Source organism: Vreelandella sp. F11 (assembly GCF_042466685.1).
Taxonomy (GTDB): domain Bacteria; phylum Pseudomonadota; class Gammaproteobacteria; order Pseudomonadales; family Halomonadaceae; genus Vreelandella.
This window is the reverse complement of the sequence record NZ_CP170448.1, coordinates 2,237,900-2,260,986: the sequence shown is the minus strand read 5'-3', so window position 1 is coordinate 2,260,986 and position 23,087 is coordinate 2,237,900. Positions and strand designations below refer to the sequence as shown.

Annotated in this window: 27 protein-coding genes; 16 read left to right on the top strand and 11 right to left on the bottom strand. The window is 54.9% G+C overall.

Annotation, left to right across the window (positions count from 1 at the left end):
* Positions 1–90 precede the first annotated feature (90 nt).
* A complete protein-coding gene (hemN, locus tag ACFIOZ_RS10250) occupies positions 91–1,476 on the bottom strand; it encodes an oxygen-independent coproporphyrinogen III oxidase (protein WP_386083731.1) in 1,386 nt (461 codons plus the stop codon).
* Between the two features lie 215 nt (positions 1,477–1,691).
* On the opposite strand from hemN, the gene ubiU reads away from it, so the two are divergent.
* The 8 genes from ubiU to ACFIOZ_RS10210 all read left to right on the top strand — a co-directional run bounded on the left by ubiU (position 1,692) and on the right by ACFIOZ_RS10210 (position 7,713).
* On the top strand, positions 1,692–2,687 hold the full coding sequence (gene ubiU, locus ACFIOZ_RS10245) for a ubiquinone anaerobic biosynthesis protein UbiU (protein WP_386083729.1): 996 nt from the start codon (positions 1,692–1,694) through the stop codon (positions 2,685–2,687).
* 9 nt (positions 2,688–2,696) lie between these two features.
* The gene (locus ACFIOZ_RS10240; protein ID WP_386083727.1) at positions 2,697–3,644 is read left to right on the top strand and encodes a U32 family peptidase; all 948 of its coding nucleotides are present in this window, start codon (positions 2,697–2,699) and stop codon (positions 3,642–3,644) included.
* A gap of 163 nt (positions 3,645–3,807) precedes the next feature.
* Positions 3,808–5,550 (top strand): ribonucleoside triphosphate reductase, encoded by a 1,743-nt coding sequence (locus tag ACFIOZ_RS10235; protein ID WP_386083725.1) that lies wholly within the window; start codon positions 3,808–3,810, stop codon positions 5,548–5,550.
* Positions 5,551–5,593: 43 nt separating this feature from the next.
* Positions 5,594–5,758, top strand: a complete 165-nt coding sequence (gene nrdD / locus ACFIOZ_RS10230; protein WP_386083723.1) for an anaerobic ribonucleoside-triphosphate reductase — start codon at positions 5,594–5,596, stop codon at positions 5,756–5,758.
* A gap of 67 nt (positions 5,759–5,825) precedes the next feature.
* The gene (locus ACFIOZ_RS10225) at positions 5,826–6,152 is read left to right on the top strand and encodes a radical SAM protein (RefSeq protein ID WP_386083721.1); all 327 of its coding nucleotides are present in this window, start codon (positions 5,826–5,828) and stop codon (positions 6,150–6,152) included.
* A gap of 2 nt (positions 6,153–6,154) precedes the next feature.
* Positions 6,155–6,565, top strand: coding sequence for a hypothetical protein (locus ACFIOZ_RS10220; protein ID WP_386083720.1), 411 nt, complete (start codon positions 6,155–6,157; stop codon positions 6,563–6,565).
* A gap of 117 nt (positions 6,566–6,682) precedes the next feature.
* Positions 6,683–7,129, top strand: coding sequence for an Rrf2 family transcriptional regulator (locus ACFIOZ_RS10215; RefSeq protein WP_386083719.1), 447 nt, complete (start codon positions 6,683–6,685; stop codon positions 7,127–7,129).
* A 107-nt stretch (positions 7,130–7,236) separates the two neighbouring features.
* Positions 7,237–7,713 (top strand): DUF4870 family protein, encoded by a 477-nt coding sequence (locus tag ACFIOZ_RS10210; RefSeq protein WP_386083717.1) that lies wholly within the window; start codon positions 7,237–7,239, stop codon positions 7,711–7,713.
* A 4-nt stretch (positions 7,714–7,717) separates the two neighbouring features.
* Here the strand turns inward: ACFIOZ_RS10210 and ACFIOZ_RS10205 are convergent, their stop codons facing one another.
* A complete protein-coding gene (locus ACFIOZ_RS10205; RefSeq protein WP_386083715.1) occupies positions 7,718–8,929 on the bottom strand; it encodes an NnrS family protein in 1,212 nt (403 codons plus the stop codon).
* 222 nt (positions 8,930–9,151) lie between these two features.
* Here ACFIOZ_RS10205 and hmpA point away from each other — a divergent pair, with 222 nt between their 5' ends.
* Positions 9,152–10,324, top strand: a complete 1,173-nt coding sequence (gene hmpA / locus ACFIOZ_RS10200; protein ID WP_386083714.1) for an NO-inducible flavohemoprotein — start codon at positions 9,152–9,154, stop codon at positions 10,322–10,324.
* Between the two features lie 68 nt (positions 10,325–10,392).
* Here hmpA and ubiT read toward each other — a convergent pair whose 3' ends face one another.
* Positions 10,393–10,890 carry a ubiquinone anaerobic biosynthesis accessory factor UbiT gene (gene ubiT / locus ACFIOZ_RS10195; RefSeq protein WP_226249892.1) on the bottom strand — a complete coding sequence of 166 codons (498 nt, stop codon included), beginning with the start codon at positions 10,888–10,890 and terminating at the stop codon, positions 10,393–10,395.
* Between the two features lie 263 nt (positions 10,891–11,153).
* On the opposite strand from ubiT, the gene ACFIOZ_RS10190 reads away from it, so the two are divergent.
* The 3 genes from ACFIOZ_RS10190 (at position 11,154) to ACFIOZ_RS10180 (ending at position 12,365) form a co-directional block, all read left to right on the top strand.
* Positions 11,154–11,465, top strand: a complete 312-nt coding sequence (locus ACFIOZ_RS10190; protein ID WP_386083712.1) for a c-type cytochrome — start codon at positions 11,154–11,156, stop codon at positions 11,463–11,465.
* A gap of 81 nt (positions 11,466–11,546) precedes the next feature.
* Entirely contained in the window at positions 11,547–12,113 is a 567-nt protein-coding gene (locus tag ACFIOZ_RS10185) for a cytochrome c oxidase subunit 3 family protein (RefSeq protein WP_386083711.1), read from the top strand.
* 15 nt (positions 12,114–12,128) lie between these two features.
* Positions 12,129–12,365, top strand: a complete 237-nt coding sequence (locus ACFIOZ_RS10180; protein WP_386083709.1) for a cytochrome C oxidase subunit IV family protein — start codon at positions 12,129–12,131, stop codon at positions 12,363–12,365.
* Between the two features lie 77 nt (positions 12,366–12,442).
* Here ACFIOZ_RS10180 and ACFIOZ_RS10175 read toward each other — a convergent pair whose 3' ends face one another.
* The 5 genes from ACFIOZ_RS10175 to ACFIOZ_RS10155 all read right to left on the bottom strand — a co-directional run bounded on the left by ACFIOZ_RS10175 (position 12,443) and on the right by ACFIOZ_RS10155 (position 17,352).
* Positions 12,443–12,664 (bottom strand): hypothetical protein, encoded by a 222-nt coding sequence (locus ACFIOZ_RS10175; protein ID WP_386083707.1) that lies wholly within the window; start codon positions 12,662–12,664, stop codon positions 12,443–12,445.
* Between the two features lie 11 nt (positions 12,665–12,675).
* Positions 12,676–14,619, bottom strand: coding sequence for a nitric oxide reductase activation protein NorD (locus tag ACFIOZ_RS10170; RefSeq protein ID WP_386083706.1), 1,944 nt, complete (start codon positions 14,617–14,619; stop codon positions 12,676–12,678).
* A gap of 9 nt (positions 14,620–14,628) precedes the next feature.
* Positions 14,629–15,441, bottom strand: a complete 813-nt coding sequence (locus tag ACFIOZ_RS10165; protein WP_386083704.1) for a CbbQ/NirQ/NorQ/GpvN family protein — start codon at positions 15,439–15,441, stop codon at positions 14,629–14,631.
* Between the two features lie 64 nt (positions 15,442–15,505).
* Positions 15,506–16,861, bottom strand: coding sequence for a cbb3-type cytochrome c oxidase subunit I (locus ACFIOZ_RS10160; protein WP_386083702.1), 1,356 nt, complete (start codon positions 16,859–16,861; stop codon positions 15,506–15,508).
* Between the two features lie 38 nt (positions 16,862–16,899).
* Positions 16,900–17,352 (bottom strand): c-type cytochrome, encoded by a 453-nt coding sequence (locus tag ACFIOZ_RS10155; protein WP_386083700.1) that lies wholly within the window; start codon positions 17,350–17,352, stop codon positions 16,900–16,902.
* 448 nt (positions 17,353–17,800) lie between these two features.
* Between ACFIOZ_RS10155 and ACFIOZ_RS10150 the strand changes: the two genes are divergently transcribed.
* Complete coding sequence (locus ACFIOZ_RS10150) at positions 17,801–18,367, top strand: YIP1 family protein (protein ID WP_386083698.1); 567 nt, start codon at positions 17,801–17,803, stop codon at positions 18,365–18,367.
* Positions 18,368–18,436: 69 nt separating this feature from the next.
* Entirely contained in the window at positions 18,437–18,787 is a 351-nt protein-coding gene (locus tag ACFIOZ_RS10145; protein ID WP_386083696.1) for a DUF488 domain-containing protein, read from the top strand.
* A 65-nt stretch (positions 18,788–18,852) separates the two neighbouring features.
* Here the strand turns inward: ACFIOZ_RS10145 and ACFIOZ_RS10140 are convergent, their stop codons facing one another.
* The 3 genes from ACFIOZ_RS10140 to ACFIOZ_RS10130 all read right to left on the bottom strand — a co-directional run bounded on the left by ACFIOZ_RS10140 (position 18,853) and on the right by ACFIOZ_RS10130 (position 20,293).
* Positions 18,853–19,239 (bottom strand): SirB2 family protein, encoded by a 387-nt coding sequence (locus ACFIOZ_RS10140; RefSeq protein WP_386083694.1) that lies wholly within the window; start codon positions 19,237–19,239, stop codon positions 18,853–18,855.
* An 11-nt stretch (positions 19,240–19,250) separates the two neighbouring features.
* Positions 19,251–19,643 carry a ribonucleotide reductase subunit alpha gene (locus tag ACFIOZ_RS10135; RefSeq protein WP_138801056.1) on the bottom strand — a complete coding sequence of 131 codons (393 nt, stop codon included), beginning with the start codon at positions 19,641–19,643 and terminating at the stop codon, positions 19,251–19,253.
* An 80-nt stretch (positions 19,644–19,723) separates the two neighbouring features.
* Entirely contained in the window at positions 19,724–20,293 is a 570-nt protein-coding gene (locus ACFIOZ_RS10130; RefSeq protein WP_386083692.1) for a hypothetical protein, read from the bottom strand.
* Between the two features lie 176 nt (positions 20,294–20,469).
* Here ACFIOZ_RS10130 and ACFIOZ_RS10125 point away from each other — a divergent pair, with 176 nt between their 5' ends.
* Positions 20,470–22,368 carry a type IV pili methyl-accepting chemotaxis transducer N-terminal domain-containing protein gene (locus tag ACFIOZ_RS10125; protein ID WP_386083690.1) on the top strand — a complete coding sequence of 633 codons (1,899 nt, stop codon included), beginning with the start codon at positions 20,470–20,472 and terminating at the stop codon, positions 22,366–22,368.
* Positions 22,368–23,036: a two-component system response regulator NarL gene (gene narL, locus ACFIOZ_RS10120; protein ID WP_215093086.1), complete on the top strand. Its 669-nt coding sequence runs from the start codon at positions 22,368–22,370 to the stop codon at positions 23,034–23,036. Before ACFIOZ_RS10125 ends, narL begins: the two co-directional genes overlap by 1 nt.
* Positions 23,037–23,087 lie beyond the last annotated feature (51 nt).

Genomic DNA, 23,087 nt, shown 5'->3' with positions numbered 1-23,087 from the left:
TACTGCGTGATTACCTCCATATACACCCTATCTACCCCCAAGGTGATAGAGCGGCCAACGTAAAGGAATAGACGGTTGGCACTGTTGAAATTACACCGTGCGCGAATAACGGTTTTCCGTTGGTTTCAGGTAGGCGTCGAACGCCATGGCCAGGTTGCGGATCATCAACCTCCCTGATGGCAGCACCTCGATTTCATGGTCGCGCAAAGCAATTAACCCGTCGTCCGCCATCTCTTCGAGGCTCGCCAAGGCACTCGCGAAGTAGCTGCAAAAATCGATATTGTGGCGGGCCTCGATAGCGGCGAATTCAAGTCGGCCGTGACACATGAGGGTATTGATGACATCGCGGCGCAGTCGGTCATCATCGCTGAGGCGATAGCCTCGAAAGACCGGCAGGCGACCCTCCTCCAGGCGATGCTGGTACTGGGCAGTTTCCTTGACGTTTTGGCTAAAGGTATCGCCCACCTTGCCAATCGAGGTAATGCCCAGCCCAATCATGTCGCAGTCGGCGTGGGTAGAGTAACCCTGAAAATTGCGCTGCAGAGTGCCATTCTCACGGGCCAGGCTCAGCTCGTCATTCGGAAGGGCGAAGTGATCCATGCCGATGTAGACATAGCCTGCAGACGTCAGGCGGTTAATCGTAAGCTCCAACAGCTCCAGCTTGCGCTCGGGGGGCGGCATGTCTTCGGGGCGAATTAGCCGCTGAGCTTTAAAAAGTTCGGGTAGATGGGCGTAGCTATAAGCGGCAATGCGATCCGGTTGCAGGTCAATAATCTTGGTTAGCGTGGTATCGAAACTCGCCACCGTCTGCAGCGGTAGTCCGTAGATCAGATCCACGCTGACCGAATCAAACCCTGCCTCGCGGGCGGCCTTGACCAGAGATACCACCTGCTCTTCGCTCTGGACGCGATTGACCGCCTGCTGCACGTCGTGATCGAAATCCTGCACACCGAAGCTCAACCGATTAAAGCCCAGCGAGTAGAGCTCAAAGACCTGTTCGGGGGTCACGGTGCGGGGGTCTACCTCCAGCGAGAATTCACGCTTTTCAGGTGCGGCGAAATGAAAGGCGCCGTCAAGCGCCGCCATCAGTTCGCTTAGCTGGATGTTGCTTAAGTAGGTTGGGGTGCCGCCGCCCAGGTGCAGTTGGGTCATTTGGCGGGTGGTATCGAACAGCGCTCCCTGAACACGTATCTCCTGTTTTAACCACTGAAGGTATTCGGCAGCTCGTTCGGTATTATGAGTAATGATTTTGTTGCAGGCGCAGTAGTAGCACAGGCTTTTGCAGAACGGGATATGCACATAGACCGAAAGCGGCTTGGGTACTGCGACCCGATTACTGCGCTCGGCGGCGCTACGGTAATCATCCTCTGCAAAGGCGGCATGAAACTGCGGCGCAGTCGGATAGGAGGTGTAACGCGGGCCCGGGCGGTCATATTTCTCTACCAGGGGCCGGTTGAAGAGCAGTTCATCTTGCATGATCGGGAAAGGCCTCTAAGGAAGGTCTAGAGAAGTGGCTAGAGTAAGGAGCGGTTAATATTCATACAGTATACGTTTTAAAAATCGCCTGCATCCAGCTTGACTCCCCTGCTGCGCAATCCACTTTTGAAAGCCACCCCATTATGACCTGAGTCAAAAGGCAGCAAGAAATAGGTGACTAAACTGCTCGGATTTTCCCCGCAAGGAGTCTCGCTATGGAGCTTGTATGCCCCGCCGGTAACCTGCCCGCCCTGAAGCGTGCCGTCGACGAAGGTGCTGACGCTGTCTATTTCGGTTTCCAGAACATCACCAACGCACGGCAGTTCGCCGGGCTAAACTTTACCGACAAACGTGCCCGCGAGGGGATCGATTACGCCCACCGACATGGCAAACGCGTTTTTTGCGCTATTAATACCTATCCCCAGCCCGATGGCTGGCAACACTGGACGCGGGCCGTAGACCAGGCAGCCGAACTGGGCGTGGATGCGCTGATTCTCGCCGATATGGGACTGCTCGACTACGCTACTCGCCATCACCCCGAGATCGCGCGGCACCTTTCAGTACAGGGTTCGGCGACTAGCCATGAAGCGCTACGCTTTTACCACCAGCATTTCGGCATCAAGCGCGCCGTACTGCCAAGGGTGCTGTCAATCACTCAGGTTCGCGACCTCGCCAGGCAAACACCGATAGAACTGGAGGTGTTCGCTTTCGGCAGCCTGTGCATCATGGCCGAAGGGCGCTGCTATCTCTCCTCCTACCTCACCGGCGACTCTCCCAATACCCGGGGCGTTTGTTCTCCTGCAGCCCATGTACGCTGGGAAGAGACACCTCAAGGCTTAGAGTCACGCCTTAACAACGTTCTTATCGACCGCTACGCCGAAGGCGAGCGCGCGGGCTACCCCACCCTATGCAAGGGTCGCTTCGAGGTGGCGGGCGAGACCTATCACGCCATCGAAGAACCCACCAGCCTCAATACCCTGGAGCTGCTGCCGGAGCTGCGCGACCTGGGCATCAGCGCGGTAAAAATCGAAGGACGCCAGCGCAGTCCTGCCTATGTCTCGAAAGTAGCCAGCATTTGGCGTCAGGCGCTTAATCACCTAGCGGCTGAGCCTGAACGCTTTCATCCAGAAGCTGCCTGGATGTCCGGCCTTGCCGAGCTTTCCGAAGGTGCCATCACTACCCTAGGCGCCTACGAGCGCCGCTGGAAATAGGAGCCTACTATGTCGCACACTACACCTCCCCCATCACCAACCTTATCAACCGGCCCTCTTCAACTCTCACTCGGGCCGGTACTTTTTTACTGGACTCGGCAACGCTACGCCGACTTCTACCGCGAGGCGGCCGACTGGCCGGTAGAGATTATTACCCTGGGCGAAACCGTCTGCTCGCGGCGCCGCGATATGAAACTGGACGACTGGCTAGGCATTGGCCGCGAGCTCACCCAGGCGGGCAAGCAGGTTGTACTCGCCAGCCAGACACTGATCGAGTCTGAGGCCGATCTGCGTGACTTACGCAGGCTGTGTGACAACGGCGACTTTATTGTCGAGGCCAATGACCAAAGCGCCCTGCAGCGCCTCACCAGTGCCGGGTTGCCGTTTATCGCCGGTGCTGCGCTCAACCTCTACAACCCGGCGACGCTGGGCGTCATGGCACGTGCTGGAATGAAACGCTGGCAAGCGCCGGTAGAAATGTCACAGCAAGACTTAGCTAAGCTTATTCACGATTGCCACCAGGCAGGCATTCCCCACCCATGCGAAGTATTCGCCTACGGTCATCTCCCCTTGGCCTGGTCGTCACGCTGCTTTACCGCCCGGCGTCACCAAACACCCAAAGACCGCTGCAAGTTCGTCTGCCAAAAGTACCCCGAAGGCTTGGTGCTACGTTCACAAGAATCCCGGGATGTTTTTACCCTGAACGGTATTCAAACCCTTTCCAGCGCCTGCCAGGATCTGCGCCATGAACTTATGGTCATGGCGGATATGGGGGTATTGGTGGCCCGCCTCAGCCCCAGAGCGGAAGGAATGGCCGAGGTGGTCAAGGCTTTCGACCAGGCCCGCCACGGCAGGTTAGCTACGCCCGATCCTTTGACGCTGGTAGAGGCTGAAATCTGCGACGGTTACTGGTACGGCCGACCGGGTATGGATAACACCCGCACTGCGCCCAGCTAACGCAGACGCAGACGCAGACGCAAAAACTTAAGCGCCTCCGCTTCGCCCTGTTCTTATCCACCTAATTCTGATCTGGATCATTTTTCTGAAAATCCTGAACGCTTACCCTATACACAACATGTAGTGCTTATTTTTATAAATATTGGCATATATAGGATAAAAAGTGACAACCACCACTAGCGTTCAGGCAGAAAAGCGCCATATCGATGTCGCCTCGACGGTCAACGAGTACCTTCAACGCGCCGATTGGCGTGTCCATGCCAATGCCAATCAGGGCTATTCATTGGGCGGTTTAATCCTCAATGTCTCTGGCAAGTTGATCGCCAACTACTGGCTCGATGAAATTTACCCCCACGCCGTGGGGAAAGCTCATCGGGAAGGTGATTTGCATATTCACGATCTGGATATGCTGTGCGGCTATTGCGCCGGCTGGTCGCTGCGCACTCTGCTACTAGAAGGATTCAATGGGGTGCAGGGACGAGCCGAAAGCAACCCGCCCCGCCACCTTTCAAGTGCCCTCGGGCAGATGGTTAATTTTCTTGGCACCTTGCAGAACGAGTGGGCCGGGGCACAAGCCTTCAGCTCTTTCGATACCTATCTGGCACCCTACGTGCGCAAGGATGGACTGACCTACACACAGATCAAGCAGGCGCTCCAGGAATTTATCTACAACCTCAACGTGCCGTCGCGCTGGGGGAGCCAGACGCCCTTCACCAACCTGACGTTCGACTGGGTCTGCCCCGACGACTTGCGCCAGCAGGTACCGGTTATCGGCGGCGAGGAGCAGCCATTCAGCTACGGAGAGCTGCAGGTGGAGATGGATTTAATCAACCGGGCCTATCTGGAAGTCATGAAAGCCGGTGATCGCCATGGGCGGGTGTTTACCTTCCCGATACCCACCTACAACATCACCCATGATTTCGACTGGGAAAGCGACAACGCCGAGCGGCTTTTCGCTCTAACCGCCAAATATGGCCTGCCCTACTTTCAGAACTTTCTAAACTCGGATTTGGAACCCCATATGGTGCGTTCCATGTGCTGCCGCCTGCAGCTTGATTTGAGTGAGCTGCTTAAACGCGGCAACGGTTTGTTCGGCAGCGCTGAGCAAACCGGATCGTTGGGAGTAGTGACGATCAACTGCGCCCGGCTGGGTTACCGCTTTGCCGGCGACCGAGCCGGGCTGTTCAGTGAACTGGATCGCCTACTGTCGCTCGGGCGCGATAGCCTCGAACTCAAGCGCGAGCGCATTCAGCAACTAATGGATCAGGGGCTCTACCCCTTTACCCAGCGCTACCTGGGCACCTTACGCAATCATTTCTCCACTCTGGGTGTGAATGGGCTTAACGAAATGGTGCGTAACTTTACTGGGGATCGCTGCGATATCGCCGACGCCCAAGGGCTGCAGCTGGCGCTGGATCTGCTTGACCACGTTCGGGAGCGGATGCGCGAATTTCAGGAACAGACCGGCCATATGTACAACCTGGAAGCCACACCAGCGGAGGGCACGACCCACCGCTTCGCCCGGGAGGATCTGGCGCGTTTTCCTGACATTCTTCAGGCCGGTACACCCGAGGCGCCCTACTACACCAATTCCAGCCAATTACCGGTGGGCCATACCGATGACCCTTTTGAGGCATTGGGCCACCAGGATCCCTTACAGACGCGCTATACCGGCGGGACTGTACTGCATCTTTATATGCGCGAACGGGTTACCTCGGCCACGGCCTGCCGCAAGCTGGTAAAAACGGCGCTCTCACACTTTCGCTTGCCCTATCTCACGGTGACACCCACCTTTTCGATCTGCCCGGCACATGGCTACCTGGCCGGTGAACATGAGTTCTGCCCCAAGTGCGATGAAGCACTCTGGGCTCAAACGGCGAGCGCAACCAACGCCGCCACGGCATGAGGCATTTGCCTCACTTTTATCAACTCGTTTAAGGAACTTTCCAATGCAAACCACTCAATACGCTAACTTGCCCACTGAACAACGCCAGCGCTGCGAAGTCTGGACCCGGGTCATGGGTTACCACCGGCCGGTAAGCCAGTTCAACATCGGTAAGCGTGCCGAACACCAGGAGCGCCGCCATTTTACTGAAGGCGCCGTCTCTCTGTAACTAACCCTTATCTCTCACTCACGACGGCAGGGGGCCTGGCGATAGCCCCCTGTATGGGGTTATCACAATGACTATTCTTACGGTACTTGATAACGCTAGCGCTCAACCCAACTCGGTTCGGCTACCCATCGCCGGGCTTGTGCCCATGACCACCCTAGATTATCCCGATCATCTGGCGTGCGTTGTCTTTCTCCAAGGCTGCCCGCTACGCTGCGGCTACTGCCACAACCCCAGCATGATCCCGCCGCGCCGAGGTGAGCCCCATGAGTGGCAAGCAGTACTGGAGTTTCTGAGCACCCGGCAAGGCTTGTTGGAAGCCGTCGTTTTCAGTGGCGGTGAACCAACCGTGAACGCCGATTTGCCTGCTGCGGCAAAGCACTGGGATTTAAGGTAGGGTTGCATACCGCCGGCCCTTATCCTGACCGTCTCACCCGGTTATTACCGCATCTTGACTGGGTGGGGCTGGATGTAAAAGGGCGAGGCGAAGAGTTTGACCGTATATGCGGTCGTCCCGGCATCTGGCAGCTACATGCCCGTAGCTTGGGAATTCTGCTCGACAGTGGGCTCAGTTTCGAGTGTCGCACCACCATCCACTGGAAGGATTTTAAGCTAGCCGACGTGGAACGATTGGCCATGACGCTTGCTGACTGCGGCGTACGCCACTACGCGCTACAGGTGGCCCGTGGAGGGCAATGCCTTGACGCCAGCTACTCTCAGCCTGTTACCCATGCGCCCTCTAAAACTCGATTAAATGCGTTGGTCAATCGCTTGGAGCCACATTTCGACCGGTTAGAACTCCGCCAATAAAGTCTCCTTAGCCCGTTACTTTCAGCGATATTTCAACCCTGTAGTTATTGCACGCCCCTGAACATTCATACAATATACTGTTTAAAACCGTGTCACGTTCGGAGCAACTGAAAGTCCATGCATCTCACCCGATTCACCGATTATTCAATACGCGTATTGATCTTCCTCGCGGTAAAGGGAGAAGAGCGCTCAACCATCAACGAGATCGCAGAGACCTTTGATATTTCTCGTAATCACTTGATGAAAGTCGTTCAGGAACTGAGTCAGAAGAACTACGTTACTGCTATCCGGGGCAAGAATGGCGGCTTATTGCTTACCCGTGACCCTGAGACAATCGTGTTGGGTAAGCTTGTGCGCGAAATGGAACATGGCATGGAGTTAGTGGAGTGTTTTCATAGTGATAACAACTGCATCATTACCCCATCTTGTCGGCTCCAGCCCATTCTAAGCGAAGCCTTGTCAGCATTTCTGGAGGTGCTTGACCGCTATACCCTCGCAGACGTGCTGTCCAATCGTTACCCGCAGTTGGCAGGATTAATGCGTATCCCCACCCTCAATGTGTAACGATCACTGGGTTTGATCCCAGACAATAAAGCCATAACTAGTTGCACTACAATAGATGCATTAATAATACTTCTTAATGTCTTCTACTTTGCCAAATGAGGTTCTGTATGGCTAACGCTCCATCATCCATGCCCTCCGCTTCCCAATCCGAAGCCACATCAACTACAGGCACCTTAAATGGCCTTAAGACAAGCCGCGGGCGAGGCACGGCTATCGTGGTTTATATGCTCTTTCTGGGTAGCGTGTTAGCTGTGGTCACCGCCCCCCTTGGAGTGCTTATCGCCCATCTGAAAAAAAACGATGCAGAGGAGTGGGTTGCTTCCCATCTGCAGTTTCAGATTCGGACTTTCTGGTTAGGCGTACTTAGCGGGGTAGCGTTCACGGCTATTTGGCACTTACTGGGGTGGATTGGGTTACCGGCAATAGCCCCCTGGGCATTGGGTTACCTCTATTTCACTGCCTGCCTGATTTGGATGGTGGGCCGTTGCGGGGTAGGAATTACTCACCTCACCAACAACCGCCCTGTGGCAAACCCACGCAGCCTTGCCTTTGGCGGTGCGCGGGTCACTCTCGCCGATCGTTAATACGTCAGCCATCCTGCCCGTCGACGCGCGCCTGCATCAGTGGCCATGTGTAGTGCATTAGAAATATGGTGTAGGCCATGCACCAGAAAATGATGCTCAGCGTGTAGGTCCAGTGGGTAATTTGAGGGAAAAATGCTAATACGGGTGAACGCACCAAGGCGGCTATTAGCATTAAGCCCAGCGCCACACCAATACCGGGCAAAGTGCGTATGGGGCGGCCAGTATGACCTAGCGAAACCCTGGCCATCATTGCCAGCATCATGGTGCCCATGCCACCAATGGTCAGGGCGTGCACGGCAATTTCGGTGCGCATCAGCCCCATGAGTGCCAAGACCCACATGATAAGCCCTAGCGGGATACAGGCGTAGCTGCCGTGCAGCCCCCAAAGTAAAGGTTCGCGCCAGCTGTGGAGCCCGCCCCAGCGCGCCATGCGAACAGTATTGGCCAGCGCCGCCAAGAGCATTACCCCGCCCAGTAATAAAGCAGGAACGGCAACCCCCAGCATAATGGCTAATTGCAGCAGCACTACGCCGGCCATGCTAACCAGCGTCACCCCATCGAGTAAAGGAATAGGTTCAGGTTTGGTGCGTCCCAATCGATTGGCGGTAAACATGGCAATCACACGCCCACCCACTACCGTCATCATCAACGTAATTAGCAGTACGGCTAAGTAGGCGGCCTGGCGGATCAACTCGGCGTTGCCCTTCATCACCCCCAAGTGCATCGCCAGGTTGGCAGCGGCAAACAGCAACAGTGCTGGAATAAAGATCAAGTTGCGCCAACGCTTTGCGGTGATGACCAGGCGCGCCATCACTACGGCGACCACGGGGAGAAACGTAAGATCAACCGCCAACAGCAGCCACCCCGGCAGGCCCATAGGGAACGCCATCAGCACCCTTCCCAATAGCCATAACAGCACCAGACCCAATAGCGGGCCGCCGTTTAGGCTCGGCAGCCCCGTCCAGTTACGCACAGCGGTAAGCAAAAATCCCCCGACCACCGCCGCGGCAAAGCCAAACAGCATTTCATGCTGATGCCAAAATACCAAGCCGCCATAGGGCCGCAGCAGAATATTGCCATGCCAAAAGGCTAACCAAACCAGCAGAGATACGACACTGAACAGCGCGGCCAAGAGGAAAAAAGGCCGAAAAGCCAGGCGAAGCAACGGTCGTTGCATAAGCTTAGAGGCCGGTTGGGCGGAGGTGACGGTCGGCATGGCAAAATACCCCACTGATGTACTGGAATATGCATTGTGCGTCAGGCTAAAAACAAAAACCATGACAAGTATCAAAAATGCATCTTTAAGCTTTGAGTAAGCTAGAGACTGGCTAAGGGCAGGCGTTTCTGCAACCGCCATTCGCCTTTTCATGGTTGTGAATGGTAGCTCTTTGGCATTAAGATGCATGTGCAATGAATCTTAACACTTGAGGTACTACTTGTGCTTACACACAAACAGGAAAAACTGATCAATGCGACGGCTCCCGTCGTGGCCGAACACCTGAATGCGATTACACAACGCTTCTATCCGCTGATGTTTTCCCGCTACCCAGAGGTCAAGCCGCTCTTTAATGAGGTTCATCAGCAAAGCGGTGGTCAGCCCCGTGCCCTGGCCAACGCCGTGTTGGCCTATGTGCAACTACGCAGTAATCCAGCTCAGGCGCGAGCTACTCTGGATGTTGTCGTCAGTAAACACGTCTCGCTAGGCATTCTTCCTGAGCAGTACCCTATTGTCGGTGAATGCCTGCTGGCAGCGATTGGCGAAGTGCTGGGTGAAGCTGTCACCCCGGAAATCGCCGATGCCTGGGGCGCTCTATATAACGAGCTTGCCGGCCTGTTAATTGACCTCGAAGACCAGCGCTATCGTGAGTTTGAGCAGCGCCCGGGTGGATGGCGCGGCACACGCCGTTTCAAGATTGCCAGTACCCATCAGGAGAGTGCGTTAATTCGCTCTTTTATCCTTGAGCCCGAGGATGGAGGACGTGTGGCTGACCATGAGCCAGGTCAGTATATCGGGGTACGCCTAACCATTAGTGGCGAGCTGGTTTACCGGCATTACAGCCTCTCAGACACACCAAATGGCCAAAGCTATCGAATCTCGATCAAACGCGAAGAACAGGGCCAAGTCAGCCGCCACTTCCACGATGTCTTACAACCCGGCGACACCTTGGAACTGTTACCGCCGGCAGGAGACCTCACCTTGGTTGATGGTGACGAACCTCTGCTGCTTGCCAGCGGCGGCGTTGGGCAAACGCCCCTGCTTCCCATGGCAAGACATGCCTTGTCCCTTGGGCGGCATGTCACCTATCTACACGCTGCCCTGGATGCCGACCACCAGGCCTTTAAAAGCGAATTAGAAGCACTGAAGAGCGAGTACCCTCAACGTCTTAAGGCTGTCCGTATTCATGAGCGCGGCAACGAAGCCGAACATATTGGTCGTATCGACCACAGCTTATTAGCTCACTACCTGCCTGATCTTAAGGCGCGCTGCTATTTCGTCGGCCCCCAAGGATTTATGACGGCGATTAATAGTGCGCTGTCTGAACTGGGTGTCGACGAGGATCGTCGCCACTTTGAGCATTTTGGTCCGTCTCGCCCGCTCAACGCAGCCTAATAATGGGCGGCCCCGACACACTACCGGGGCCGATTGATAACAGCTATAAGGCTGAGCTTACGAGCAAGTCACTCCCTGCGCGCCAAGCGTTCCAGGCCCACCAGCAACTCCCCCAATCGCCCCTGGGCAAGGCCTTCCTCACAGCCGTCAAGCAGGTTCTTGAGCGTCAACCCCAGTTCCGTATCCCCTTCAATGATTAAGCGACGCTGGAAAAACAGGCTGTCGGGATCTTCGCGACGCGTGGCCAAACAGAGAAATTCACGCCAGCCCCCACGAATAGTTGCCTCGCCCTTCTCGCGGCATAATAGCAAGCGCTGGGATTTAAGCGTCAGGCTGAGTGTCACGCCTAAATCCGCAATGGTGAGACTAATGCGTCGACCTTCCACCGCGTCAAACTCTCCCTCTGCGAGCGGTATAGCGAAGGTACGGTTGAGCAAGGGCTCCACAAGACGTCGCTTGATGGCAAAGGGAACCCGCGGATCAAGCGTACGAATCATTTGATGAGCGGTAACAGGCGGAGAAATTGAAAAAGCGGGCAGGGAAAAAGCCGAGGGCAGCAACAACATAACAAATACTCCGTGGTAAAAGACATCAGCGGTTCACACTTGGCGACTGATGCTAAGCGTTGCTCTGGCGAAGAGTGCTGATATGTATCAAGGAAGACTAAATATTGCGCCGGCATTAAGATGCATATAAAATATTTCTTAAATTAACTGTTATTGATGAGCGCACTGGCTAAGAGATGCGCATTTGAGCATCCGCCTGGAATCATAGTGGTGCTGGCGATTTCTCCAGCGCCTTCGACCGTTAGAATGTGAGGAGAACCATGATGAAATCATTGTCTGCAGCCCTTATCGTCGCGGGTGCTGCCCTGGCGTTTTCAGCCGCCGCTCAGGCAGAAGCTGATGGCGAGGTGGTTTATAACCAGGCCTGCATGGCCTGCCACATGACAGGGGCTGCTGGCGCGCCTATCAAGGGTGATGCCGAAGCGTGGGAACCGCGTATCGCAAAAGGCATCGAGACGCTTTATGAGCACTCGCTCACGGGGTTCAATGCTATGCCGCCCAAAGGCGGAAGCATGAATCTTAGCGACGAAGAAGTGAAATCGGCCGTTGACTTTATGGTTCAAGCCGTCGAATAAAACCAAGCGCTGTACAGAAAGTGTATACCAGTATGCTGGGATGCTATTACCCCGGCGTAACACTCAACGCTTGGAGGGGTAATGAGTCGCGATCTGCCCAACCCCGGATGGGGGCCATTATCGGCGTTACCCGGCAATCCCTTGATGTGGGTGCTGATTCTTAGCGAAATGCTGGTTTTCACCGCTTTCTTTGCGCTTTACGCTGCCCAGCGCGCTCTTAACCCCGCCCTTTTCAATGCCTCACAACAACAGCTCGACCCTGTGTTGGGCGGCATCAATACGCTGGTGTTGCTAACCAGCGGGCTATGCGTTGCCTTTGCCGTGGAGGCAAGAAGCGCCCAGCAACTTCGGCGCAGCCGACAGTGGCTAGGTGCTGCTATGCTGCTGGGTTTGGTCTTCTGTGCCCTTAAAAGCATTGAGTACGCTGACAAGTTTGCTGCCGGGTTAACGCCGGAAACCAACGTCTTTTTCGGTTTCTACTATGGTTTAACCGCCTTCCATTTTGCTCACGTTGTGTTCGGCTTAGCGCTACTAGGCTTAGTGAGCTGGCGCACCTCTACCGAGAACGTAGAAACAGCGGCAGCCTTCTGGCATATGGTGGATTTGATTTGGATCCTGCTTTATCCACTGATTTATCTGCTGAGATAATTTTGTGAGGGAACAATGAGAGCACTCCCCGGTACGCGACGCTTGCTCATTACCTGGGCCTTTTTAATGGCGCTAACCGTGGTATCCATGGTTTCCGCTCGGCTAGATCAGACCACCGACTGGCAGGCGCTTCCTTTATGGTCAGCCGCCCTGGTACTGATAGCAACCGGCTTCAAAGCCCACCGTGTGCTAATGGTCTATTTAAACTTGCGCGCCGCTACCTCAGCCTGGCAGGGGGTTTTATTGCCCTAACGCTGTTAACGCTAGCGCTGATTGCCTCAGGCTATCTGGTCGGTCGCTTTCACATAACAGGGTAACCAAAGTGACTTTCAGCGCAGCGTGGAATCAGAGGCCGAAGACCGATGCGCTGTATTGGCCCAGGCCTCCAGCAGACGGCCCAGGCGCATCAGGCCGTAAACGATAAAAGGGACTAGCAGCATTAGCGCCACGCCCCAATCACGGTTATTGATAAGCCACACCAGCGGCACAATGACGCCTAACGCGACCAAAAACCACAGGCTAATTGCCACGACAAAGCGATGACGAGACATGGGAAACCTCCTTAGGAAGCAATAATCTGGCGGTAGATACTCGGCAGGGCCAGGGAGAGATGCTCCGGCCGCTGCACAATGGCGTATCCACCTCGCCCGAACAGATGAGGAATATAGCGCCCCGCCTCCCGGTCAATCGTTACCCCGAACACGCGCACGTCTTCCCGTCGCGCTTCAAGCACCGCTTTACGCGTGTCCTCAATACCATAACGTCCTTCATAATAGTCAGTGTCGTTGGGCTTTCCGTCGGTCAATAGCAAGAGCAACCGGTGCCGGTTGGGCCGCTTGGCAAGCGCTTGGGAAAGGTGCCGAATGGCAGGCCCCATACGCGTGTAGTGGCCTGGTTTGAGCGCTGCGATCCGCCGTGACACCCGCTCGCCCATTGGCTCATCGAAACTTTTCAGCGTATTGACCCAAACGCGGTGACGGCGGTGAGAGGTAAAGCTGTGAATGGCATAGTCATCACCGCACCCTGCAAGGCCGTGCCCCAATACCAGCAGCGCCTCTTTAGCCACATCCAGCACCCGCCGGTCTTCCAGCCAGGCCTCAGTGGAAAGGGATACATCGACCAGGATCGAAACCGCCAAATCCCTCGCCTGGGTACGGCTAGCTTGATAGAGACGGTCGCTGGCTTCACCGGTCGCCGCCAGATCACAGCGGGAGCGGATGACGGCGTCCATATCCAGCTCGCTGCCATCCAGCTGGCCACGTAGCGTCTCACGACGCGGCCTAAGTGCTTCAAACTCGCGTCGGACTCGGCGAATGCGCCGTTTTGTCGTTTCATCCGGCTGCCAGTTCTCCCCCTCCTCGCTCTGCACATCGCTGAGTACCACACAGTGGTCAGGCATATAGATTTGCTTACGATGATTCCATTCCGGATAGGTATGGCGCCCACGCAGACTTCCCCCACTCACCTCACCGGGCGCTAGATCAAGATCAAGCTTTAACTTGGAAGCCGCCTTCTTACGGTTAGCACTGAGCACAATTTCATCAATCTGGTCGGCCGCCTGTTTGGCCTTATCATCGTCTTCATCCTCTACATGACGATTGAGATTGACCATTTCGGCCCAGGAAAGCATCTTTTCGGATGCATTGAGCATTAAAGAGTCATCGCGGTCGGCCTGATCCTGCTCGCGCCGGTCAGCCTTACGTTTACCATGATCATCTTGTGGCGAATTCTTCCCTGCGACCGGAGCCTCATCATCTTCCTGCTCGGTTCGTGCCTGCTTATGGGTACCCAGGGCAACGGCTTGCCCCCATAGCGGCACCGGAAGTGGCGGCCGGTATCCACGCGGCGCATGGAAGTTGTCCAAAGGCAGGGACTCATCGAGGATGGCGATATTCATCACGTCGGCCCAGCCGCCCTCGGGCGGCGTTTCTCCAAGCTGAATGCAGAGAACGGATTCAAGCGCTGCTTCCATCGGCGGCAAGCGCTTGCGCTGGGGGCGAATGGCCAGCAATGCCTGACATAACCTGGTGTGACGCTGAGCGAGCCCAGGGAAGTGGGCCAACACAGCCCGAGTCGCCCGGTTTACTTCACGCAGCTGGAGAAGGTCTTGCTGTAGCGGATCGTCGACGACGTGCACATACCGGGTCTCCGCCAGGTACGCTACCAGCCAAAGGTAGAGATCCCGGTTCAAGGAAGCCTCGGCGAACAAGGCAATGCGTGGCGGTAACAACAGGCTTTCTTCGTCACGGCGTGCTTGATCGAGCACCTCCTCATCAAGCCCAAGCCTTTGACGTAAGGATAAGCGATGCGACGAACTACGCCCCGCAATAGCAGCAACATCAATACCCGCCTCGCCGCCTCCGGCACGGAAAAAGACGCCAAGCATGGGCCGCAGCGTTTCAAGGCGCACTGCGGCTTCGGGATGGTCTGGGTAGCTTGCCGCACTGGAAGCCCAACGGTGCCAATGGCGGCCTACAAACTCTTCGACTTCAAGAAAATCAAGCATGCCGTGCCCTCACCCAAAGGTTGCTTGAATGGCTTCCATCAGACCTTCCTGAACATCTGCGTCATCACTTAGCGGCTCCACTAAGGTAGCCCGGGCAGCTTCCAAAATGGGCACCCCGGCGGCAATCAGGGTAGCGCAGTAAACCAACAGGCGAGTAGAAACACCCTCTTCTAAATCCTGCCCCTTCATAGCCCGCAGGCTGGCGGCAAGATTGACCAGCGCGGCGCACTGCTCACCGGGCAATCCACTCTCCCGCGCGACAATATCGCGCTCGACTTTGGGTGGTGGAAAATCAAATGACATGGCCAGGAAGCGCTGGCGGGTACTCGGTTTAAGCGATTTGAGAATATGCTGATAGCCAGGGTTATAAGACACTACCAGCATGAAGTCATCCGGCGCTTCGAGCAGTTCCCCGGTACGTTCCAACGGCAGTAGTCGGCGGTCATCGGTGAGCGGGTGAAGCACCACGGTGACATCTTTACGCGCCTCCACCACCTCATCGAGATAGCAGATCCCCCCTTCGCGCACTGCTCGAGTAAGCGGGCCATCGACCCAGCGGGTCTCGCCTCCCTGCAACAGATAGCGGCCGGTAAGGTCGGCTGAAGTCAGATCGTCATGGCATGAAATAGTGAACAGTGGACGCCCTAACTTGGCGGCCATATGGCTAACAAAGCGCGTCTTACCGCACCCGGTGGGGCCTTTCAGTAGCAGCGGCAAGCGTTGATGAAAGGCATGCTCGAACATACTGCATTCATTGCCGACACTTTGGTAAAAAGGTATATCACGCTCATCGAAACGATTAGCGCCAGAAGAGAGAGGCATGGGGACACTCCATTGCCGGAAAATAAATAAAGAAAGTAAAAACGGCCCCGCAGGGCCGTTAAGTTCAGGCCGAGCCTGCCCCAGCGGTAATTTGTGTGCCGCCGGCGGGCACCTGCTCACGCGCGGGCCCGAAGAAGGAGTAAAGCAACATGATCGACCCCACGGCCACGGCCACGCCAGCGCCCAGACGCATAAGATAGAACAGGCCTAATTGATCCTGTACTTCCATGTAATTCATACCCAAGACGCGCTGCAAGTGAGTCTGCACGACCCCGGCGAAGGTCAGGGTAAAGGTCATAAAGCACATGGCACTGGTAACGATCCAAAAGCCCCACATATTCAGTACCTGGTTGTACGGCTGGACGCGGCGGATCTGCGGCATGGCGTAGGTAATAACGCCAAGAATCAGCATCACATAGGCACCATAGAAAGCTAGATGGCCATGAGCGGCGGTTACCTGAGTACCATGGCTGTAGTAATTCACGAACGAAAGGGTATGCATAAAGCCCCACACACCCGCGCCGAAAAAGGCAATGGTTGGGCAGCCTAAGGCCCATAGCATGGCCGCTTTATTAGGATGGTTACGACTGCCCTTCCAGAACATGGTAAAGGCGAAGACCACCATGGCGAAGAAAGGCGCCACCTCAAGCGTCGAGAAGATGCTGCCGATGGGCTGCCAGTAGCCAGGTGCGCCAATCCAGTAGTAGTGGTGCCCGGTGCCCAGCAGGCCGGAGAACAGTGCCAACCCAACAATGATATAGAGCCACTTCTCGATCACTTCGCGATCCACGCCGGTCATTTTGATCAGCAGATACCCCAGCAGGGAAGCCATGATCAATTCCCATACACCTTCCACCCAGAGGTGCACCACCCACCACCAGTAGAGTTTATCTACCGCTAGATTGGTCGGGTTGTAGAAAGCGAATAACCAGAACACCGCCGCTAGCCAAAGCCCCAGCATTAACACCAGATTAATAGCGGTCTTGCGACCTTTCAGCAGCGTCATGCTGGTATTGAACAGAAACATTAGAAAAGAGATGGTAATGAGTATTTTCACCCAGAACGGTTGCTCAAGAAACTCGCGCCCTTCATGGATCCCGAACTGATAACCAACCAGAGCAGCGACACCGGCAAAAGCAAAGATCGCCAGTTGGATATACGCCAGCTTGGGGCTATGAATTTCCCGCTCCGCTTCTTCTGGCATCAAGTAATAGGTACACCCCATAAAGCCGATCAACAACCACACAATTAACAGGTTGGTATGGCTAACGCGCATGATATGGAAGGGCATTACTTCGGCCATAAAGTTGGGCCAGGCATAAACAGTGGCGGCCAGCACCCCGAAGAGAATTTGTAGCGTAAATAGCGCCATGGCCACCATAAAGAAAGGCAAGGCGACCTTCTGGGTTTCATATTTCATTGTGCGGTTCTCCTTTATTCATCCGCTGTCTGGAGGTTTTAGCCAGCAGGATGTGGGGGCCAGTCTTGGTCGTCGATGCTATCGGTCCACTCTAGGAAGTCGATTAACGAGTTCATCTCTTCTTCGCTAAAGTCATAGGAAGGCATCTGACGGCGACCTTCGATCCCCAATGGCTGGGCGCGGATCCAGGCATTAATACCTGCTCGAGCGGCCTCAGGATTTTTGTGGCCGCCATAACGCTCCCAGACGTTTCCCAATTCAGGAGCAAAGTAGGCGCCTTCCCCCATGATGCTATGGCAGTTGATGCACATACTTTTTTCCCACACTTCTTTGCCATGCTTCACCGACTCAGTCAGGCCTTCACTGTCGGTGGAGACATTGACCATGTACCAATGGCTATGAGCCGTTAGCGCGGCAAATAGCAGGAAGAAGAACAACGAACCGCCGTAGAAAATATTGCGGGCCGCTGATTTAGTCAGTCCATCAGCCATTAGCCATACTCCCTTGCTAGTCTTGTCAGGCCCTCGGCTGGAAAGCCAAAAGGCATTTATTAAGATGCATATTATTTACATTTTAAGATTAACAGAAGAATTCCTCTTGCAACATTGCCACAGGTCAATTTTTGGCAAGAGAAAATCCTATTCACATTCAGCATTGCTAATTAAAAGTGCAAAAGCACGGCTTGGTTTTCTTAAGCATGACCGAGCGTTCTGTACGATTGTTGCCAGTGCATAGCAGTTCCAGAGGGACTCGATGATATGGCTTAAAAGATTTTAGACGGCACATACCACTGCTGCTGATGTAGGTGGCTCTCTCTTAAACAAAAAGAATTAACTTTTACTCTTGACAAAGCGAAAGCAAGCCTTAATCCTGAATATTAATATCATGACATGATATTTTAAAATCCATTCTGATCACCACTGACCGCGAGGCTAGACAATGAACCCCCTAAGCATTATTCAACTGCCTTTTACCCACCTGGCGGGATGGAAGGAACTCCAACAGCGCCACCCTTCAATCGCCACTCTGGCCTGGTGTATCGTGCTGCCCATGTCGTTGTTACCTCCCGTGATGCTCTATTACGCGGGTTCCCACTACGGGGATATCTTCGCTCCAGGCTTCGCCGATCGGCAGTGGCGCTTCATCACGACCATTCTATTCCTGGCCGAGCTGCTCACCTTCTTTGTAATGGGCTGGCTAATTCACGCGGTGGTCAATAGCGATCGTGATCTCTCAATTAGCTACCACGACGCTTATCTGTTGGCAGCCCTAGCACCTTTGCCACTTTGGTCAGCAGCGATCGCTCTGCTGATCCCCAGCCTGTTGTTCAATGCTGTGGCAGTACTGGTGGCACTGGGCATCTCTTGCAGTTTGGTCTACCACGGGCTGCAGGCTCTGTGTAAACGCTCAGCGAATGACGTAACAACGATGTCCGCAACTTACACCGTTATGGCCGCAGGGTTGCTGGCATGGGGCTTGCTGATGGCTATTGTCTGGGCTTACTAAGGTTGAAGTAGAGAAGGATCGACTAACTAGCTAGGCTTAAAAGGACATTCATTGACTTGCGAGGTAACGATGAATATTGCATTAAAGCGTGCCTACGACGCACCTCACAACAAGGATGGTTATCGTGTCCTAGTCGACGGAATCTGGCCCCGCGGAGTATCCAAGGAAGAAGCCAATATCAATGAGTGGCGTAAAGAGGTCGCACCCAGCAGTGAGCTTCGCAAAGCATTCCATAACGGATCACTCGGCTGGAATGACTTTCGCCGACGCTATCTCAAAGAGTTAACGTCCTATCGCGAGTCCCTGCGTGACCTTGCGCAACGTGCAAAGAACGAGCGAGTCACCCTGGTGTATGCCTCAAAGGAAGAACGCCGAAACAATGCCGAAGTACTGCGCCAATACCTGAAAATGCTGAAATAATCATTTCCCCAATGATGCATCATCTTGCGCTAACGTATGGCGTAAGCGCTAAAGGCAATCACCTCTCAGGCCAACCAGGAAAGCGGGCTGTGACGTATCGCGGCCCCCACCATATAGGCAAAGATAGCCACCGCTACGACGGCGGCCATAGCACGCGCTTTGGGCGTTGGCCCCCGCTTAATCGCAATGGTGCCAATACCGATATAGGCCAGCAGCCCCAGTAACTTGGCGCCAAGCCAAGGAAGCTGCCAGGGCCATACGGAAAGCAATACCATCAAAGTCACCCCCAGCCCCAACAGAGCCGTATCAATAAGATGAGGCAATACCTTGACCCAACGGGCGTTGAGTCGCGGGCTTTCCTGCACCGACCACCAGGCGCGCACTATGAAGAGCGTGATGCTCAGCGCAGCGGCCGTCATGTGCAGGTGCTTGATGAGGAAATAGTGCTCCATGGTAACCGTCCCTAGCCGACGTTAACCGCATTGCCGTGATGATCGAAGGCAAGATAGGCGGTGATATTACCCATTTGCAGCGACTCCATCATACGCTGGAGCTGCCGTTCAACCTCGGCGTCATCTTTTGGGTCGTCCATGGCAGCTGTGAAAACTAGATCCCATTCGATCTCGGTACGGCGTGACTCCTCAACCAACGCCGCCATGCTGGTCAACTCCTCCGTCGACTTGTCTACGCATACTACCGGCACCAACACACCCCCTTCCCCCTGTTCGAAGCGACGACGCTGGTCAGCATCGGGGAAATCGGGCAGCTCTGCGCGAACGAACACAAACAGCAGGCGCTGGGGCTTAGGTTGTTTACGCGCTTCCTGCAGTAAATCGGCAAACGTCGCTATGGTCATAAAATGGGCCTTATCGCTAGTGGTTTAAAATCAGAAGGAGAGAGTAAGTAAGAATGAACAGGTGAAACTACTAGGTGGCATTACTCGGGTGACTCTACGAAAAGCCACAGCAGCAGCATTACCATAAACAGAGGTATCAACAGGCTAAGTGGCGCCGCGCGCCAACCATAGGCTTGGACTACCAGAGGAGCCATCCGCAAGGAAAACCCTACCCCCGCCGCTAAAGCCAGAAAAACGGCGACACAAAGACTCACCCAGCGGCCAGGCATCCAGCCTTTGGCGTGGGCGATGCCCGTCGTAATCACCGCCCCTCCCAGTCCAAGCCCAGCCCCCACCAACAAAAACTCCCACGGTTGGCTAGCCATCCCAAATCCGCCCAGCGCCAACGCTAGCCCCAGTAATAACCATTGCATCAAGCGGCAGGTGTCTCCCCGCATGGCGATAAACCAAGCCAGCCAAGCCAACAGCACACCGCTACTCAACGGTACCAGCACATAGAGAGGATGTTTTGCGAGCAGGGCATAAAGTGTCCAGCTAGCCACCGCTAACGCGCTTGCCAGCGGCATTAGCAGCATGGCTACCAGCAACTGATAACCATTTACTGGCTGTTTTGATGTCTCCAACGTGGGAGGCGGCACAGATGATGGCATGGCGTTTCCCAGCGAGGGTATAAAGACATCCGAAGACATGTAAGAATTGTCTGTAAATACTGGGCGTAGGTCAAAAAACATCGGAGGTAGGTCGGCTAACCCCAAAGGAATAGCCCTCGTATCGAAACGCAGACAGTGCCACACTCCCTTACCTCTTCCGCGCTATCGGAAATGCCATGAAATTACTTCAGCGCTCCCTGGTTGCTCGCATCATTGCGTCCTTACTTGCCATTAGCGGGATGGCACTCATCAGCATCACCCTGACCATGGCAATGTCTAACAGCAGCCGTGGCGATGCTGCCGCGATTAATGTCGCTGGCTCACTACGCATGAATGCCTATCAAATCATGGGGGCATTGCAACGCCAGGAGTATGCTCCAGAGGAGACAAGCGCAGAACAGCTCGAAGGACTGATTTCGAGCTTCGATCAGCGTTTGTATGGCACAACGCTTCAACAAACGATTCCCACTGATGATCGTCACGAGCGCCGCCGTCAACTGGAAAAGCTTCAGATCTACTGGCAGCACACGCTTCGTCCGGCACTAGAGGCACCGTCCCCAGCCACTGCGCTTGACCTCGATACGCTAGAAATGATGATCGTGGCGATGGTCAATGACATTGAAGTGCTGGTGACCTATTTGGAAGAGAGCACGGAGGCCAAGGTGCGGCTGCTGGGGTTGATGCAAGTGCTCTTTTTGGTACTGATCGCTATAGTGGTCTCGATCGCCCTCTACGATGTTCGCTTCAATCTGGTAGTCCCTTTGCGTCAACTGATGGTTCTTGCCCGCGAGGCGGCACAGCGTAACTTCAAGCCACGCTCCGAACTCCGCGGCAGCGACGAGTTGGCTCTGTTGGGCCATACCTTTAACAGGATGTCTGCCGAGCTGGCAACAAGCTACGCCGCACTGGAAGACAAAGTCTCGCGCAAGAAGCAGGAACTTGAGCGCAGCAATCAGGCGCTGCAGGTAATGCACGATGCCAGCCGCTCGCTGTATGGGGGAGGTAATGATCTCTGCTCTAGCGCAGCGCCCATGTTACGCGAACTGGAAAAGCTGCTGGATATCGGGCCGATACGGCTTTCTCTAAACGATCCTTTCGATCAACGGAAAATGCCGGTATTAGAAACCCACTCGCGTACCCGACCAGAGTATTGCCGTGACCAAGAGTGTCACGCCTGCCTGATCGATCCTCGCCCCTTGGAGATGGTGTCCAACAACCAGTCACAGTGCTTACTGCTACCGATTAGCGTAGGCGATACGCTGCTAGGTACCCTGGAAGTGTGGTATCCCCAGGAGCGCCTCAACGATAGCACCCGTCGGCTGCTCACCATGTTAGCCGACCAGCTCGCCACGGCGGTGTACCTGCAGCGGCGTATCGAGGAGCAGCAACACGTTACGCTTATCAACGAACGAACTATCATTGCGCGGGAACTGCACGACTCTCTCGCGCAATCGCTCTCTTACTTGAAGATGCAGGTCGCTCGACTCGAACGCATGCAGCAAAAAGAGGCCACCCGAGAGGCGCAGTCTGCAGTATTTGATGAGCTACGTACCGGTTTGAACAGCGCCTATCGTCAACTGCGTGAGCTACTCACCACTTTCCGACTCAAACTTGATGGGCCCGGGCTGCAATTTGCCCTGAGCCAAACCGTCGAGGAATTCAGTCAGCGTATGGAGGCAACGGTCGAGCTTGACTACGATGTGCCGCCTTACCTACTTAACCCCAATGAAGAAATTCACGTGCTGCAGATCATTCGTGAGGCACTGGCCAATACCCACAAACACGCCCAGGCCCATTGGGCTAGGGTCACAGTACGCTTCGCCGACGCCCGCCTGCTAGTGCGTATTGAGGATGACGGTATCGGCCTGGAAGACGATAGCTCGCCGCCAATGCACTACGGTTTGGTGATCATACGCGACAGGGCCAACACTCTGAATGGGGAACTGAGTATCACCAATCGGCCCGCCGGGGGAGCCAGTGTTGAGGTAGACTTTACTCCGTTGACCGCTCGCTTAATTCAGCAGCAGCCCGCTTCGGTTGCCCCCAACTCTCACTTAGGTACAGGGACTTCTTAATGACGCTGACAACTGCCAAAGACACACCTGCCAGCCTGATGATTATCGACGACCATCCGCTACTACGGCGTGGTGTGATTCAGCTGCTTGAGCTAGAAGACGACCTTGAACTGGTTGGCGAGACGGGCGATCCCGAAGAGGGCATTGCTCTGGCACTCAAGCTCGAGCCTGATTTGGTGTTACTTGATTTAAACATGCCGGGTGTCAATGGGTTAGAAGCTTTACGGCGCCTTCGGGAAGCTAACTATAGCGGCCGTGTGGTGATGTTCACTGTTTCCGACCATGAGGATGACGTTGTCGCGGCACTGCGTACCGGTGCTGACGGTTACCTGTTAAAAGATATGGAGCCCGAAGACATGGTGCGCCAACTGCGTCAGGCTGCTTTGGGACGCATGGTGATCAGCGAAAGCCTGACCGCCCTACTCGCTGAAGCCCTGCGCAATCAACGTAATGCGCCCACTACTCCCGATATTCATAGCCTAACCCAACGTGAACGTGAAATTCTGCAACAGCTTGCTGGCGGGCTCTCCAACAAGCTCATCGCACGCAAGCTGGATATTACCGAAGGCACGGTCAAGGTTCACGTCAAGCACCTGCTCAAAAAGCTCAACTTACGCTCCCGTGTCGAAGCCGCCGTCTGGGCAGTCCAGGAAGGTATCGATCACTAGTCGATTCTGTGTGGTTACCTCTAAAGACTCCCAGAATACTTTTGCTCTGAC